This is a genomic window from Moorena sp. (genome assembly GCF_982860115.1).
In genome coordinates this window covers 1-16,228 of sequence record NZ_CEYLVT010000171.1, presented here as the reverse complement: position 1 = coordinate 16,228, position 16,228 = coordinate 1, and the positions used below count along the sequence as shown (strand labels likewise).

At 40.6% G+C, this 16,228-nt stretch carries 15 protein-coding genes; all 15 read right to left on the bottom strand.

Going from position 1 to position 16,228, the window contains the following annotated elements; all coding sequences use genetic code 11:
* Positions 1-132 precede the first annotated feature (132 nt).
* The gene (locus AC4II3_RS23690; RefSeq protein WP_488015162.1) at positions 133-1,152 is read right to left on the bottom strand and encodes a glycosyltransferase family 2 protein; all 1,020 of its coding nucleotides are present in this window, start codon (positions 1,150-1,152) and stop codon (positions 133-135) included.
* A 20-nt stretch (positions 1,153-1,172) separates the two neighbouring features.
* Positions 1,173-2,354 carry an O-antigen ligase family protein gene (locus AC4II3_RS23685; protein WP_488015164.1) on the bottom strand — a complete coding sequence of 394 codons (1,182 nt, stop codon included), beginning with the start codon at positions 2,352-2,354 and terminating at the stop codon, positions 1,173-1,175.
* Between the two features lie 226 nt (positions 2,355-2,580).
* Positions 2,581-3,831: a glycosyltransferase family 4 protein gene (locus AC4II3_RS23680; protein WP_488015166.1), complete on the bottom strand. Its 1,251-nt coding sequence runs from the start codon at positions 3,829-3,831 to the stop codon at positions 2,581-2,583.
* Positions 3,828-4,676, bottom strand: a complete 849-nt coding sequence (locus AC4II3_RS23675) for a class I SAM-dependent methyltransferase (RefSeq protein ID WP_488015168.1) — start codon at positions 4,674-4,676, stop codon at positions 3,828-3,830. Before AC4II3_RS23675 ends, AC4II3_RS23680 begins: the two co-directional genes overlap by 4 nt.
* 106 nt (positions 4,677-4,782) lie before the next feature.
* Positions 4,783-5,724 carry a polysaccharide pyruvyl transferase family protein gene (locus tag AC4II3_RS23670; protein WP_488015170.1) on the bottom strand — a complete coding sequence of 314 codons (942 nt, stop codon included), beginning with the start codon at positions 5,722-5,724 and terminating at the stop codon, positions 4,783-4,785.
* Between the two features lie 6 nt (positions 5,725-5,730).
* Positions 5,731-6,627 (bottom strand): glycosyltransferase family 2 protein, encoded by an 897-nt coding sequence (locus AC4II3_RS23665; RefSeq protein ID WP_488015172.1) that lies wholly within the window; start codon positions 6,625-6,627, stop codon positions 5,731-5,733.
* 50 nt (positions 6,628-6,677) lie between these two features.
* Positions 6,678-7,898, bottom strand: coding sequence for a glycosyltransferase (locus tag AC4II3_RS23660; protein ID WP_488029325.1), 1,221 nt, complete (start codon positions 7,896-7,898; stop codon positions 6,678-6,680).
* 139 nt (positions 7,899-8,037) lie between these two features.
* Positions 8,038-8,253: a hypothetical protein gene (locus AC4II3_RS23655; RefSeq protein WP_488015176.1), complete on the bottom strand. Its 216-nt coding sequence runs from the start codon at positions 8,251-8,253 to the stop codon at positions 8,038-8,040.
* 46 nt (positions 8,254-8,299) lie between these two features.
* Positions 8,300-9,559, bottom strand: a complete 1,260-nt coding sequence (locus AC4II3_RS23650) for a glycosyltransferase family 4 protein (protein WP_488010740.1) — start codon at positions 9,557-9,559, stop codon at positions 8,300-8,302.
* Positions 9,531-10,823 (bottom strand): polysialyltransferase family glycosyltransferase, encoded by a 1,293-nt coding sequence (locus AC4II3_RS23645; RefSeq protein WP_490722903.1) that lies wholly within the window; start codon positions 10,821-10,823, stop codon positions 9,531-9,533. Before AC4II3_RS23645 ends, AC4II3_RS23650 begins: the two co-directional genes overlap by 29 nt.
* A 141-nt stretch (positions 10,824-10,964) precedes the next feature.
* The gene (locus AC4II3_RS23640; RefSeq protein ID WP_488010736.1) at positions 10,965-11,471 is read right to left on the bottom strand and encodes a KdsC family phosphatase; all 507 of its coding nucleotides are present in this window, start codon (positions 11,469-11,471) and stop codon (positions 10,965-10,967) included.
* Entirely contained in the window at positions 11,468-12,322 is an 855-nt protein-coding gene (gene kdsA / locus AC4II3_RS23635) for a 3-deoxy-8-phosphooctulonate synthase (RefSeq protein WP_488010746.1), read from the bottom strand. Before kdsA ends, AC4II3_RS23640 begins: the two co-directional genes overlap by 4 nt.
* Before the next feature lie 287 nt (positions 12,323-12,609).
* Positions 12,610-14,247 carry a glycosyltransferase family protein gene (locus tag AC4II3_RS23630; RefSeq protein ID WP_488010734.1) on the bottom strand — a complete coding sequence of 546 codons (1,638 nt, stop codon included), beginning with the start codon at positions 14,245-14,247 and terminating at the stop codon, positions 12,610-12,612.
* A gap of 37 nt (positions 14,248-14,284) precedes the next feature.
* Positions 14,285-15,019 (bottom strand): 3-deoxy-manno-octulosonate cytidylyltransferase, encoded by a 735-nt coding sequence (kdsB, locus tag AC4II3_RS23625; RefSeq protein WP_488010732.1) that lies wholly within the window; start codon positions 15,017-15,019, stop codon positions 14,285-14,287.
* A gap of 8 nt (positions 15,020-15,027) precedes the next feature.
* A complete protein-coding gene (locus tag AC4II3_RS23620) occupies positions 15,028-15,903 on the bottom strand; it encodes a glycosyltransferase (RefSeq protein ID WP_488010730.1) in 876 nt (291 codons plus the stop codon).
* Between the last annotated feature and the right edge of the window lie 325 nt (positions 15,904-16,228).

The window sequence follows — 16,228 nt, the reverse complement described above, 5'->3', positions numbered from 1 at the left end:
GGAATGGGCATCTTGGTGGAATGGGCATCTTGGTGGAATGGGCATCTTGCCCGTTTCCTGCCGCAACTGCTCCCTGCTCCCTGCTCCCTGCTCCCTGCTCCCTATTCCCTGTTCCCTGCTCCCTAAAAGTAATCAAATCCACTTTGTCCACCTGAGTGCCCAAACTTTTTCAACACCATAAAATGGGCTTAATAGTAGTGTGAGGGCAACCCATACTGGTCCGACTATGTATAACCAAAGACGGCTACGATGACGTTTTATAAAACGCTCCAAGGGATAACGTAGTCGTCTATGCCAATAGGTTAGAGGGATTAATTCTTTGGTGTAAGTTTTGTAGATTTGCTCTAATTCATAGGTGGCGTTTACACCAGCGATGCTGGTTTTATTGTCACCACTTACTGGAGCAATGCTTAGCACCTCTTCGATAACGCACCAGCGCACACCACGGGAGTAGAAATAATTAAATAGCTCAATATCCATGGTGTACTCATAGCTTTCATCTAATGGTTGAGGTCGATCAAGCAGCTTGCGCCGATAAAAGCAGCTAGGTTGGTGAATGGGAGAAGCAACAGAAATTAAGTCAATTTGTTTGAGTGTAGGAGCTTTGATGTAGATCTGGTTTTCTGCATCCAATATCATCGGTCGTGACCCTAATCCTAAGGGCAAGAGTCGCCCAAACAGGGTCATCCAAAAATTAGCTCCTTTCAGTGGTTGACCTAAATTTTTAGTCCTATATTGAATTTGACTGCGACCAACTAAGACATCAATATCAGGTGACTCGGCAAAGTATTTGCCCACTGTGTGCAAGGAATTTGGTGCTAGGAGGTCGTCACTGCACAGCCAATTAACGATATCACCATGACACTTAGCAAAACCTTTATTAATTGCATTAGATTGACCACTGTCTTTTTCACTAACCCACCAGGTAATGTATGGTTCAAACTGCTTAATTACTTCGACACTGTTGTCAGTGGAGCCGCCATCGACTACAATAATTTCTAGCTTGGGATAATTCTGATCAATTAAGCTTTCCAAGGTGGCACAGATAGTTGATCCGCTATTATAATTAGGAACAACTATCGAAATGCTCGGAAGTTCTGCTAGGGGAGGGTCTTCTTGTTCATCAATGGTACTTTCCTCTGAATTTTTCATGGTTTACTCTACCGTTTACTTTACTGAAATAATTTACAGGGTTTTTCATAGCTATGAGCTACACAGGATTTTTTTACTCTTACCTCTTTCCTGTTCTGACTTCCAAAGTCCCTACTCCCTACTTCCTGTTCCCTAAAACTCACTAAGTGGCGATTCTTGACAATTCGACTCTGGTAAACAGCTGCCGAAAGAGCGGTTGATACGTATAGAGTCCACACGATGTCTTCGGCAAGGATTGATGGGTCTAGGCTAAGGTTAACAATACTGAAAAATACTAGGTAGAGAAACATCCAGAAAAATTCTAGTTTTTTGGTGACGCTTAGGACTTGAATTGTCTTAAATAAGGCGATCAATAAACTCAGCACAAAAAGGAAAATACCTAAAAATCCAAGTTGCAGAGCTAACTCAAGATAACCACTATGAGCATTACCATATCCTCGATGGGCAAGCCATGTAGAGTTTATTACAGAGTAGCCAGCGTCGGAAGACCAGAATCCTTCAAAACCGTAACCTAGCCAAGGTCGTTCTAAAATTTTATCAAATACTAAAGTCCAAATCGGTAAACGCCCGTTCAATTGTAGATCTTTGCCTAAAATATCAACTAGGATGAATTCCAGGTTTACTAACATTAGTATCGATGCCACAAAAGCCAGGAGTGCTGAGACCATGTAAAGAACAGTTTGTAACTTATAGTGCTGTTTTACAAAGTTGTGAAGGGGCAGCAGGGTAATCATAACTAAAAAGATGAGCAATGCTGATTTTCCCTGAGAAAGCAGGAGCATCAAAACAGATAAGCTAAATCCCACCCACCCTACCCAGCGATATTTCCGGTGGTTGAGGATGCTCAATAACGAAATTATGGCATTTAGGGTCATCAGACGAGCTAAATGATTTTTATGCCTAAAGATACCCTGAGCGGGAGCGTCCCCTAAGCCATGAGCTAAAGTGACTAATAAGCTTAAAATCGCCACTATACCTAGCACCCATGCCACAAGACGCATTTGCTCCTTAGGGTTATAGCGAACTGCTAAGTATGCTCCGAGGGCAGTTGCACGTAAGACGGCTCTAAGTAATTCTGGAATACCGGGAACGGCAGACCATCCCACGGACCACACAGCAGTCCCGACTAAGCATAGTAACGGTATATCTCTTGTAAAAACATAGGCAAATCTTTTCCATCGCCAAAGAATTAAAAAAAACAAGATTAGATAGCTACCAACTTTTAAAAGCTTAAGTAGAGGACCGGGAAAATCAAGAAACATGCCAGAAAATAAGCATATTCCAATCAAAAATGGTTCTAATCTGAGTAAAAAAAAAGTTATTAACTGATTAGTAGATAACCTTTTTAAATTTATCATGAATTATCTAGTATTGAGAGTTATATAACCCTATTGATATCAGTGATACTATATTTTCTAGTAATGATAGTTATACTCCGGATAAAATTTCATTAAAAAGAGATAAGTAGCGTCTTGCTTGAATTTCTAAGGTAAATTCTTTTTCTACTTTTTCGCGGGCGCGGTAGGATAATTTCTGATGTCGTTCTGTGTTCTCTAGCACCCAAGCAATTCCTTTAGCTAGAGCTTCAATTTGGTAAGGTTGGGCTAAATAACCGTTTTTCTGGTGCTCAATCAGATCGGGCATCCCGCCAATGTTGAAGGCGACGCAAGGAGTTCCACATGCGATCGCTTCCATGACTGTGTTGGGCAAGTTATCTTGAAGGGAAGGGCAAACAAATACATCTGCTGCTCCATAGACTAGCGCTAGAGAGAGATCATCGCTGAATGTCCCTAAGTAATGAGCGTTAAAACCAAACTCAGGTGGATGGTCTGGCCGAGAGTCACCAAAAATAACTAACTCTAGTTGATCTCGCCATCCGGATTGGCTCAGCTCTTGGAGCGCTGATTGTAACAATTGAAACCCTTTTCGTTTTTGACTAGTGGCATTTACTCCTCCAAATAAAATAAGTTGCTTATCCTGGGGTAAGTTAAGTAATTCTCGCGCTACCTGCTGATGGATGGGTCTGTACTTTTGAGTATCAATGCCATTGGGAATTAGCTCAATTCGCAGATCCTGGAAAAGGGAACTAGAACTGGCACATTTGGCTAACCATGAGCTGAGGGTGACAACTGTCAGGTCAAGATTTCGCCAAGCTTTGGCTTTGCGCTGCCATACCCAACGGGATAAATCCCAGTCTTTGCTGCTGTTAAGTTGAGGACAATTACCACAGGAGACTGTATAGCGATCGCAATCGTGATTGTAGTGACATCCCCCGGTGAATGGCCACATATCATGAAGAGTCCAAACAATCGGTCGTTTTAGTTTCCCAATGGTTTCAATTTGGACATAGCCAGCACAAATCCAATGGAGATTAATAATATCGGGCTTAAGTCGGGCAACTTTGGGAACAACTGCATCGGGAAACCACTGGCTAGAAAAGGTTTTATCTTCCCGTTGGGGGTAAAGTTTTTGAGGTAAAGCGCCAAAGGTCCATCTGCTCCTGGCTAGGCCCTGTGTCAACTTTTTTGTTGGTCCAATGACAGTTTGATCATCACTAAATTTTTCCTGCACTAGGATTTGGGAATCTATATTAATGCTTTGGAAACCTTGATGTAATCGATAGGCAGCACGAGCAGCTCCACCAGAGATATCGAAACTACTAACAATTAGAGTCTTCATGGTTTAATACCTTCCATGAACAGTGAATCAGGTTTACGCACTTTGCCCTCAAGCATATCTAGACCGTAGCTATTAAACTCTTGAATACGGCTTGAATCAGCACCACAAACGCGCACCTCTACAAATCCTGAGCGCTCCAGCAGTCGTCGTAAAGAAAAACGGTCATACATCCAATAATGAATTTCACCTGAATTCCGAAACAACCCGACTTCAAATGCTTGTCGTGCTTCATTCCCTGCGATCAGAGTCACTAGATATTTGGCAATACTAGTTCTGGGATTAAACTTCTTCAAGGTTTTGTAAAACCAATACCTATCCTTAGATGCTAGTCGCTCTATCCAGGATTTTTTTTCAGAGTTTTTATCCAAAAATAGATCAGCATTGCTACCGATACGAGATCTGATAAACTCTTTATTAGTAAGATGAGGATCAGCTAAATAACTAGCCATTTCACCACCTTTAATGTGGCGCACTGTCTGGTCATAAAGTTCTAACATTATCCAGTCATAGTTAGCATCTACTTCCGTAATACCAGACTCAACCTGTTCTAAAGTAGAGATATAATGTCTAGCTATTGATTCTAGATCAGGCACAACTGCCCTAATTATTCCCTGTGGCTTAAGAATGCGCCAACACTCAGCAATAAGTTGATCAGCATCATGCTGCTTGAGATGTTCTATTAGATGAGAACTATAGCAAGCATCAAAATAAGCATCAGGGTAGGGCAAGTTTTTCCTGATATCATGATTATGGATATGGGATGATTGTGGTGCTAAATCAACATTAGTCCACGCCGGATGATTAGAATATGTAGAGCCGCAACCTATATTTAGTAGTTTTAACATCAACCTAAGCTGGTTTTCATTTAAATTATGTCTGTGTCACAAAGCTGACGGCTGACAGCTGACGGCTGTTCGCGTAGCGTGCGCGTAGCGCATATGCTTACGTTGATTAAAATTGATTTTTCCATCTATTGATATTTTCTAGGGGTAAGTTTATTTTTGTTTCATAGGAGGAATCTATCCAATGTTTAATAGAGTCTATATCATCTCGTTTAATAACTGGAAGGTTAGTATCTTTATAAATTTCAGTAGCTCTGTTATCAATAGCAAGAATCAGTGCTCTTCTGCTGTGTTGTAATGCTCGAATGCCAGCATGTAATCGCGTACCTATATAATCCACATCACACCTAGATAAACACTGATCTAATGCTTTTAGGCTAGGTTTCAGATAGATAGCATTCTTGCCACAAAAGGATTGCATATAGTGATAATCCTTGGGCTGCTGAGTCCAGAAATAAATTTTTTGATAGTTTTGTGACAATACCTTGACTAGGTTGAAATCGAACTTTTCATTTTGACGATACTCAGTGAAGGTAACTAAAACGGAGTCTGACTTTTTTCGTGGTATATTGGAACAGTGTTCCTCTGTCAGAGTCCATAATGTCGGGCAAGAAGTATTAACTACGTTAGGGATGCCGATAGATTTTAATTTGTGCTCGGTATAGCTATCTCTAACCGAGTGGAGATAGGTATTACTGAGCAGCACTTTATACAAAACTCTTGTATAAAAATTAGGCTTTTTTTGATATTTCCACCAGCCCACACCCAACAAAATGATGTCATTAATAAATAGGGAATCCCACAGATTAACTTTCCATTGCTTATAGGAATTCATCTTCGATGATAAAAGATTTGTGCCCCCAATAATTTTGAGGTCACTCATCTTCATGTATTTATAGGAATTACTGGAAATTTTATCTTGAGTTTGAATCCGAATTAATAGGGGTTCATCAAAGGTTGTATCTATAATATTATCAACAGAGTCAATAATAATCTGATCGCCTAAGTTAGAACTGCAAATTGATGGATCTAAAAGGGAAATGACTTTCATACATTTTTAAGCAAATCTGAAAATGCTTAATAATTTAGTTAATTTAGAGCGTTTAATAAAGTTTTTAAAATAATTGTGATCATAATCTCTATCGACAGCGGTAAATTGGTTATAATTGATCGGGTAATTAAGACTTAGAGTTTTAAGTTCTGTTAGTTTGCTAGTTGCTGATACGGTATGAGTTGCCCCTTCCCCAAAACCAATATTTGAAATCAGGTTAACAGCAGGAACAATTGATAATCCAGACTGTGCAAGTCTGGCAAAGCTCCATCGGTAATCCCAAGCATCATACTTACCGTTTAGTGTAGAATCAAAGGATTTTTTACGGGCTTTGTAATGCTCGTTATTTGCTAAAACATCTCTGATCCGATTTTTGATATCAGGATTTGACCAAAGACTCATCGTGATATCATAATAATTCCATGCCCTTCGCCAAGAAGCCCAACCCCAAATTCCACCATAATAGGAGAAATGATAACTCTGACGATCAGATTTCCATTGACCTAGAAAGTTAGTCCCACTAACCATCATGACTCGCTCATCGTCTCGATATCGCTCTAACAGATTTTCACAAAATGGGAAAAAATCGGGATGGGGGAGACAATCATCTTCAAGAATAATTGCTTCTTCAACGGTGTTAAAAACCCAGTCTATTCCACTTGACACTCGCTGACAGCAACCCAGATTTATATCAGAGTAGTTTTCCAAAACCTCACAATCCCAATCGACGCGCTCAATAATTGCACGAGCTGCAGCACACTTTTCTGCTTCACCTGGTCGATCAGCACGGGGTCCATCAGCAATGACTAAAAGTTTGGGAGGTTTGGCTTGGCGAATTACTTCAAATACTCTCTCAGTAGTATCTGGTCGTTTGAAGATTATGAAGGCAACTGGAGTTTTCATCTCTATCTACATAATTAATATAAAAACTAGTATTTTTGGATAGCGACTTGCTAAATACTAGTTAAAATACTCTGAAGTTTCTCTGGGAGCTGATCAGTAGAGTGAAGACGTCTATAACCATCAAAATCCGGTTGCACTTCTTGGTTATAGTTATCCAGTTGACTACACAGCCGACCTATAGTATAAATACATTGCAGCACATCCCCTTCATTGATAGTTAAACCCAATTTAAATTTGCGCACTCTCTCTGCCATACAAAACTTGCTGCTCACAATCACAGGTTTTTCAAAGACTGCTGCTTTAGTTAGGATATTGCTACTGTGGGGGAAGTCATGATAGGCAGCAAATAAAATATGGCAAGTACTAACTAAAGCGTTGAATTTTGCTTCATCAGGAATACGCTGAAAATAAAAAAAGCAGTTAGGTAATTTTAGGTCAAGAAGAGTCTGTAGTCTTGCTTGCTCCTGGAAAGTGTAGCTCTGCTTGGATAACTGACCAGCGAAGACAAAAACATAGTCTTGTTTCACCATCTGCTGAGCAACTTCTAAAAGTGTCAGAACTCCTTTGCGCTGGGATTGTATCCCTAGTAATCCAATGATTTTTTTTCTTTTCGCTTTGGCTTGAATTTGTTTCACGATTGACCAATTAAAGTCTGGGGCTGACTCGTCGGTAAAATCGGGAAACGAAATTACTGTTTTGCCGTTGATTTTGCTTTGTAATTGCTTAGCAATCCCTTCGTCAAGAACACCAATAGCTGGGCAATTAGAGGATTTTAACGCAGCATGAGGTTTTAGAGGACCTCTATTGATAGACCAAAACTTTTGTTTAAGCCTCAAATGACGAGGTTGAACATAGAGACCAGACCAAGGGTAAGGGAAAATCTTGTCTACTATATGGTGTAGCAGGTAGGGTGCTAAACAACTATCAAGCCAGGGAAAAAATACTAGATCGGGTACTTTACCAATTTTTGATGAAGCATACTGAATGCTAGCTTTGGCGTAATACCAACGTTTTACTGCATTCAGGGCTGTGCGAATTCCATTGATCCTAAATAAGCTAGGCTCTGGTGTTTGAAATTGAAAAACCTGGAATTGCTCTTGATAGTTAGGGCAGTTAAAGGCAATCCATTCAGTTAATTCTAATGGTTTTGGGCAGAAGGCTATTACTTGATGACCAAGCTCAAGCAACATTTTGGTGAAAACCTTGAGGTATGTTGGACGATGTCCCTTCCAATTTTCCTCAATTAGAGCAATGGTTTTCAAGGTGATCACCTCTTAAAATAATTATATCTGGCTAGTAGCTATCAATACATACTAACTAAATAGATATCAGGGATCAGAATTTTACTTTTTCAGAGTTATTACTATACTTTTTATAAGAGTAATTATACTAAATTTTGCTAACATTCAATCAGGCACGATATCGAATTGATATAGCAAAGGGAGTAGGGAGTAGGGAGTAGGGAGTAGGGAGTAGGGAGTGGTAAAAAATAATGTTTACGTAATAGCTATGAGAAACGCTATATAACTTTCTAGCACTGATCTGATAGTGCTGTTGACGGATGCGATCGCATTCTAATCTTGTAACACCTGATGATATAGCACTACGCACTATGGTGTTTGACAAGTGAAGAAAAATTAAAATCGCTCAATCCCTTGATTAGTAAGCTTTTTTATTGACTATTGCTAGCATGCCTATTGCCTATTGCCTGGCGCGTAGCGCTATATAGGTTCATATATCGCTGGGCTTGCAGTTCAAGTGAATAGTCTTCCAAGGCAATAGCACGACACTGTTGTGCCATGGTTTCCCGTAGCGGTTTGTCTTCCAGTAGCTGGACAATACCATTACAGAAATCTTGAATATCCTCTGGCGGAGCTAAGTAACCAGTAATACCAGGACGTACCAAATCGGGAACGCCGCCGATGTTGAAAGACACCATGGGGGTACCACAAGCCATACTCTCTTGTAGCACCACGGGAAGATTGTCCGCACGGGTGGGGAAAAGAAACAAATCAGCAGCAGAATAGGCAATGGCTTTAAAGTGATCATTGCTGGCATAACCAAGATTCAATGCTGGGATGCCAACAGTCTCAGCAATTGTTTCGCCACCAGTCCCAAAGGTTAGCACTATAGTTTCCGCCTTGAGAGATTGGGGTAGACTTTGCAACGCTTTCAACAGCAAATCGCCCCCCTTGCGCTTCTCGGCTAAGTTGGTGGCGGCAAACATCAGAACTGTTTTGCCCGTGGGAATGTTCAGTACAGATTTGCACTGTTGAGATTCGAGGGGCTGATAGACTTCGGTATTAATACCATTTGGAATATGGTGAATTGGAAAGCGGTTGAGCATACTTTGTTTAGCTTGCTCACAAAGCCAGCGACTGGGAGTAACAATTGTTAAATTTGAGTGACTATAAGCCCAGTTTTTTAGCTTCCACTCTATATGAGTATTATCTTTTGGAATAGCTGGGTAAATATTTAGATCGGGACACTTACCACAACCACGTTTCCAGCGATCGCAGTCATAGCTATAGGCACAATGTCCAGTAAAGCTCCACATATCATGGAAGGTAAACACAGCAGGTTTACGTTTAGTTAATGAAGGGATTGCTAGATAGTTAAAGTATCCACGACTGCCACCATGAAGCACATGAAAATTGAGGACATCGGCGTTTTTATAAAAGCTGTGCTTAGGAATCGTAAAGGTGCCCAGTTTATTAATATAGTAAAGTCCTAGTTGTTGGGTAATCGGGGCAGTTAGTTTATCTAGAATAGCTAAGCGGGCAGCATAATCTACACGATCACTAATCGTTTTGGGCCTCCAGACTAACAAGCGTGAGTCTGCGCCTTGACCGAGCAAACCTTGATGGAGTCGGTAGCCTGCGATCGCGGCTCCCCCAGAAAGATCAGATTGATTGATATGTAGGACTTTCATGGTGCTCGGTAATGATTCCAGGTACTTCAACGTTGTTGATTGCTGCTCTTAACTCCTGCTCGTGTTCCAACCTACCAGCTGCATAATTTTCATAGAAAAGCTTGGAAGTAATCTGGTCGCCAAAGCCAACAATACTGGGAACATTAAACAGTAGCTTTAGGGAGACACAAGCTGTGCTGACGGCAAACACCCTGGGTTGATTATTTGGGTTTGAATCTAGGGGGAGGAAAGCTTCGGCAAAAAAGACTTCAAAGGGCAAAAAAAACAGGTCTGGTTCTGATAAAATTATTATTTTATCAAACAAGTCAGATAGGGCATCCTCCAACTTCTGGAGTTTGACATTGTCATCTCTAGGATGGGGTTTTACCACCAGTACTGTGTTTGGCTCTATACCTTCACCGATCAGGAATTCACGGTAAGCAGCAATTTCATTATCCTGAGACATTCTACGAGCCTCAGAGAAATTTGAAGTGAGTAGGATTGAAACGGGAGATTCAGAAATTTTATTGCGAAACTGGAGAACGTATTCTGGGTTTACCAAACCCCTCAGCTTTTGAAACGTTTCGAGAAGCCACACTTTATTTAAGGTGACAGTTTTCATGGGAGGGGATTCCCCAAACGCTTCAGGTAATACAAAATAACCGATATCAAATTTTGGTCTAATTTTTAGGTAAGTGATTAGTCGTAAACTCGTCTTTATTTTACGAACTAATGCTTTTTGTTTTTTTTCGATGTAGCTAAATAAATTAAATTTAGGTTCTGGTTTATCTGCAAATAACGCCTTTGATTTTACGGAAAAATAAAAGCCAATACTATCACCGTAACAAATTTTTAGGGCAGATTTGTAAGTATTAATCATTAGCTTATTTCCAAACATCCAATTCCGGCACAGGTAAATTTCATCAGCCCTGTTAGTGCCAACCATTTCATGGACTATCCGGAAAATTTTTGATGGGCTGGAATAGTCTAATCGACTCTCAATATCACTGAGTTTATCAGGGGTGATGTAAACAATTTTATGCCACTCCCCCACTAACTCTGCTATCCTTTTGATAAAGGCGGCAAATTCATCAATTTGCCCAGGGGGAGAATAGAGATGATAAATAACAAGGTAATCTTGGTATTTAATAGTAAGGTCTTTTTGCTGTTTTTCCCGGTAACTAAGCACTGATAAGGCAGTCACTAGTTGAATGGTGCCTTGACAGGTAATGATGCGTTTAACAAGCTTAGGATTAGTCATTTGGTTTATGGAAGTAGTCAGCATTGCTTCTGGTTAACAGACAAAAGTCTGAGCACCCGAAAGCTGATAACTTGCCAAGTTACCCTAGACTTCTAGTTGAGAAGCATTCCCTACTAACCCTTTCAGACGTTATCTTTCAAATCGGGATAGTGTTATTAATTACCCTTAAACCTGTGCTTTGATCAAGAGCTCACATATTTCTCGAACCGCTCCTTGCCCACCTGCTAATCTGGTAACATACACAGCACTGTCTTGGTTTTCTGGTATCCCATCAGCAACAGTTAAGGGACATCCTACAGCTTTCAGAACTGCTAAATCAATGATATCATCACCAACATAGGCGACTTGGGCAAGAGATAAACTTAACTGTTTACAGAGTTCTTTGAGGACAGTTAACTTATCTTCAATGGCAAAAAAACTGTACTTAATTCCTAGCTTTTGGACTCGATGTCGGGTTGCCGTAGAACTGCTATTGGTAATAACAGCTACCTCAATTTCACTCTGTTGGAGTAGCCTTATCCCCATGCCATCTTTGACATTAAATTTTCTGAGTTCTTCACCGCTTTCTGTATAGTAAAGTCCGCCATCGGTCATGACTCCATCTACATCTAGGGCTAGCAGTTTCACCTGGGATAAACGTGCTTGTAATTCAGGATCAGGGATATTATTCATAGCAAATTTATCCGCAAATTTCCCCCAGTTGTAGCGTCCAAAGCTGCACGAACATTCAGAATTCCCTTGAGGACATTTTCTAGTTCCGCCAATGGTACCATATTCGGACCATCACTAAGGGCGATGTCAGGATTTTCATGGATTTCCATGAACAGAGCATCAATGCCAACGGCAGCCGCAGCTCTGGCCAAATAGGGAACAAAGTGCCGCTGTCCACCAGATTTATCTCCCTTTCCTCCTGGCATTTGGACGCTATGAGTGGCATCAAAAACCACAGGATAACCTAACTCGCGCATCTGAGGGAGGGAGCGAAAGTCTACCACTAGGGTATTGTAACCAAAACTAGTACCCCGCTCTGTGAGTAAAATATTCTTGGCTCCCCCAGCTTCCAGTTTGGTGACCACATGCTTCATATCCCAAGGGGCAAGAAACTGACCTTTTTTGACATTAATTGCCCTACCTGTGGCAGCCGCAGCGATTAGCAAGTCAGTTTGGCGGCACAGAAACGCTGGGATTTGCAAGACATCAACTACTTCAGCAACCGTTGCAGCTTGGTGGCTTTCGTGGATATCCGTAAGCACTGGCACACCCACCTTCTGTTTAACTTTCTGGAGAATGTCTAGACCTGTGTCTAGGGTTTGTCCCCGAAAGGAGTTGATGGAAGTTCGATTGGCTTTGTCAAAGGAAGACTTGAAGATGAAAGGAATATTTAAGCGATCGCATACTTTATGGATCTCCTCTGCCATTTTTAAGGTAAAGTCTTCCGATTCAATCACACACGGACCACCAATCAGGGTGAGTGGGCAGCGATCGCCAATCGAGAGGGTATCAGTGATTTGGGTATGATTCATGAGTTTTCCTGACTGTTGGTTTCTCAACACAGAAGCTTGGCTACTGGTTTTGGATTGAGAGAATCTATATATAGCGTTTGTATCTGGGTTATAAAAATACTTCTTGCCGAAAAAGGCAATAGGCAATAGGCAATAGGCAATAGGGGAAAGAAATCCATAATTTTATTTTACAATAAAAAAAACTCACTAGGTTTACATCTCAAATACACACGCTATAGCAATCCGTGTAGGAATTGTGATAATTTTTGTTCTCTGTTCCCTACTCTTTATTCCCTATTCCCTGCTCCCTATTCCCTGCTCCATTTCCAAAAGGGCAGAGAGTAAACTTTCTGACTTATCTTGGCCTTAAGACTCAGCTTGGGTACAAACAGTTTTGGTGTAGACGTTACTAAGTGAGCTTGAGAAGATCTAGTCATTTTTTGATAAACTAAACAGACTCCTACTCCTAACTTATGATGGGAATTAGCGGCACAAATCCTAATCGGTAATAAACCAGAGCATATTGCTAGTATGCTGAACATTACTTGTGTAAAAATTGTCGCTTTTCCTACCACTACTAAACATCCCGATTCAGCGAGTTTTGGTTCAATCTCTAGCAGCAGCGGATTGATAGATAGCAAAGTATCCGGCAGCTCCACCATTACTATCTGAAATTGTTTACCCCCTGTCAGCTCTAAAGGCAAACGTTTTAGCTGAACTTGGTCTTTAACGTTAACCTGGTAGCACCAAGTTTTGACATCTGCTAACCCTTCTGTAGTATTAGCGTAAGTAATATCTAACCGTGGCAAGTCTGCTAAATCCGAGAGCAGCTCTTTATTTATCCCTTTCCAGTAGAGAAGTTGGATCCGAGAGTTAAGCCGATGAATTTCTTGAATCAGCTCGTAAATTTTTAAACGAAGGACAAATTTTGTTTCGTCTATCGGTTGACTAATGTGGAGCACCCTTGGATCATGTTCTAATCGGAAAGGCGGCTCAATCTCACCCTGCAAGATGTAGCGGTATAATTTTTGCTGTATTGCTTGTTGACTGTAGCAGTTTATCAGCTTTTGATGACCTGCTGTCGCAATTTTTTCAGCTTGTTCAGGATGCTTTAGATAAAACTCAATTTTATCCAGCAGCTCCTTTTCACTATCATAACACTCTAGGTGAACCCCTTCTTCAAATAAAGAAAATAACCCTGACTGAGGACTGAGGCGGTCTGTTAGTAAGAAACCTGCTGCCATGAGTACTTCAAAAATCCGGCGATTTGTATCTCCATTCAAACCACAATTTAATACTATCCGAGACTTACTGTAGTCTTCTAAGCATTCAACATAGGGCTTGGAACTGATATCAATGTTGACACCATTATCCTGGAGAAACTTTAGTAGGTGGGTGCGGTAGACGTGGAGTGAAGACTGAGAACCTCGGAAAATAATATCGTAGGATTTGGCTTCTTTCTTTTGAGGAATATAGTGGTCAATAACAGGAGTTCCTGGTAACCAGAAGACATTGTTCAGACCTGCTTCCACAAAGAAATGTAAATGTTGAACCCCCTGATAGAGCCAATGGTAATCACACTCAAAGCGTTGGCAGTATCTAATGATGCCACTTAGAGACCCATTACCCCAGTGAAACGTATCTCCAATTTTCATAACTTTTGGACATGTTAATTTTTCAAGTCCTCGGGGTATGAAGTGCATATTTCTGGCAGACATATGCACTAGATCAGGATAAAAATTACTGGGTAATTTATCTAAAATACTATCAATGGAGAATTCTCCCATTGGGACAGGAATAGCTTTACCTGCCTTGACAGCTTCTGGTGGTGGATTAGGGCAAGCAGTTAATAGTTGAGGCTCATTTTCTCTGAATGGATTTAGATTGAACTGAGCAATGGATACAGGACCATAAATAATACGTAGTTCTTTAATAGACGTTATCATAGAATCAGCTACTTTTTGAGCGAAAGCCTTTAGAGTGCTATAGATTTGGTGCCATAATCAAAGCTTGAGCCTGGACTAAATCCTCAGGGGTATTAATCTCTAAAACCGCCTTTTCAGTAATACACACCCGAATGGCAAATCCATGTTCAAGTACTCGCAACTGCTCTAAGCCTTCGCACTTCTCTAGGAGTGTGGGTGACAGTTGAGCATATTTGCTCAGGAAATCTCGCTCAAAAGCATAGAGTCCGAGATGGTGGAATACAGGTGCATCTCCAGAATTACGGAAGTAAGGAATGGGAGCACGGGAAAAGTAGAGGGCGTGATTTTTGCGATCGCATAAAACCTTGACTGAGTTAGGGTCTTGATAGCTTGTTGCCATATCCAGAGGACAAGCAAGAGTCGTCATAGGAGGAAACTCCCCTTTTAGATAAGGACTTACCAGTTCGGTCAGCATCTGAGCAGTAACAAAAGGTTGGTCTCCTTGAACATTAACGATTACCCTCATTTCCGAATAACGTTGAGCTACTTCTGCAACCCGGTCAGTACCAGTAGCATGGTCTGAGCGAGTCATTTCCACCTCTCCCCCAAACTGCCCCACACAATCCGCAACTAATTCAGAGTCAGTGGCAACTACCACCTTAGTGAAATTAGGACAACGGTTAGCTGCCTCATAAACCCTCTGCACCATTGGGCGATCGCCAATCATTGCCAAGGGTTTACCAGGAAAACGAATTGAATCATAGCGAGCAGGAATAACAGCAAGAATATTCATAAACTAAGTTACCTAACTGGTGATATAATCACTTTTATAAAATTGCTCATTAGCTTTTTTAAACTCTCGTAAAGACGAGAAATAAATGGGGTGTATCCCACTTTTTTGAAAAGACTACCTGAGAAATTTCCCTTTAGTAAATCACGCCTGACGTAGGAACGAGCAAAGCTTAAATCAATATCATTTTGGCTGATATAACCGCACTCCCTAGCTTCATTAAAGTACTGAAACCATAACTCTCCATAGGGATGATTGGCAGACTTCCACGGTTGAGTGTAGAGGTTAGTATAGTGGATTAACTTCGTATCCTTGTCATAGTAATCAAAGACATTCCAAAGGGGGTTTAGTTCTCCGATTTGGTAATGGTGATGAGCCAGAAAAGCAGGACTCATACGGGCAAAGTCAGGATAAGAATACAAACCTTGCTCAATTTCGTCGTAGTAGGTTTCTAAATCAAAGTTACATTTTTGACAATCTATCAGCATTACGCTCAAGCCCCAAAGGTCTTTAGCTTCAGTGCTATAAGCTCTTTTGGCCAGGAAATCACAGCCATATAAATGTGTGTCAAAGAGTTCACCAATATCAGTAAAACAGATAGTATCGGAGTCAATATAAATAGCTTTTCCTTGATAGTTACACAGCTGTGGAATCAAATATCGGTAGAGACTAAACTCAGTTGTATTGCGATATTTAACTCGTAAAGACATGGGAGCGAGATAAGGCTGATCATCATTACGTTCAATAGCATTGTGGGTGCCATTGAAAACATAAATATCCAGTTCCCTACGGCTATGCTTACGAAGAGAGTAAATTGAGACTTTCCTCTCCACTAGACTGGCTTCACCAGAGCCGATAAATACTCGCACAGGCTCTTGATTTTTCATAGCTAATTATCCTCATAGTGCTAGGGATTATCGATCTCTAGGGTGTGGGTAAACTAAATTATTATAAAATAATCGCTACAAAGCTTACTCAAAGAGGCTTGTAGCGATTCAAAAAAGCAATTATCTTTAAATTTCATTGTATTCACTCCCTTGGTCTTTAAGGAGTTAAGCTAAATTAAACTACTCACTTACTATAATCAGTCTAGGATAGCCTGGATTATTTATTAGTCATAATTTGATGAGATAAATTTATTTAACTTTGACTAGTCTTGTCAAAAAAATAATCTTGTTTACTCCTGTTTACTCTCTTTAGGTTCACCACGTT